Source organism: Bacillus sp. LR--39 (assembly GCF_053613335.1).
Genome location: NZ_JBSIOT010000819.1, coordinates 1 through 731, shown reverse-complemented (window position 1 = coordinate 731; position 731 = coordinate 1). Strand labels below are relative to the sequence as shown.

The following is a 731-nucleotide window of genomic DNA, read 5'->3' as shown; positions in this document are numbered from 1 at the left end:
GTCAGTCAGCTTCTGAATCGCTTGGTAGAGCTGGTAATCCTGAACATGCTGGCTCAAATCATCCTGCCTGTCTAAAAATTCTTCAAATGCATCGCTTCCTGTTTCGGAAGGAAGCCGATCTCCTGCGTCCGGATGATCAACCGTCAGCGGATACCGTTTTTGATTTTTGCGAACCCGCTTATCAAAATCAATAGAAAAGATGCGGATCATTGAATTCATATACTTGACGATGCGGATTTCTTTATAAAACTGCTTAAATAGCTTGTCCAATGATTTTGCATCTTTTTCGTTAGGGCTTTCCATTACGTTTTTGAACAAATGGTAATGCTGAGGATTGCTCAAAAAATGCTTCACGATGGGATGCTTCATTATCTCCTTACATTTTGACCGTAAAAGACTTTGATAGTCCATCAAACCGCCTCCCTACTAAATTAAATGAAGGAAAGCAAAAAAAAGTAAACTACTACTTTCCGACTAGTGTCTTCCAAAATACTTTGCAGCAGTTTACGTTTTATCGGATTTCCTTCACTTACATACATGACTGCAGAAAAAGAAGGGAGGTATTTTCCTATGGATCAGGTTTTTATAGAGGAAGTCGTAAAACAGATCGGCAATTTCGGATTTCCCGCGCTGATTGCAATGTATCTGCTGACCCGATTCGAAAAGAAGTTTGATCAACTAATAGAACTAATGACAGAACTGAAAGATCATGCAAAAAAATAATTTTTCAA

At 38.6% G+C, this 731-nt stretch carries 1 protein-coding gene and 1 pseudogene; one reads left to right on the top strand and one right to left on the bottom strand.

Translation table 11 applies throughout. The features are described 5' to 3' along the window. A pseudogene (locus ACWHAR_RS26750) lies at positions 1–369 on the bottom strand (RNA polymerase subunit sigma-70); the annotation flags it as partial. A gap of 201 nt (positions 370–570) precedes the next feature. Between ACWHAR_RS26750 and ACWHAR_RS26745 the strand changes: the two are divergent. Next, a complete protein-coding gene (locus ACWHAR_RS26745) occupies positions 571–723 on the top strand; it encodes a YvrJ family protein (protein WP_017696403.1) in 153 nt (50 codons plus the stop codon). Positions 724–731: the final 8 nt, after the last annotated feature.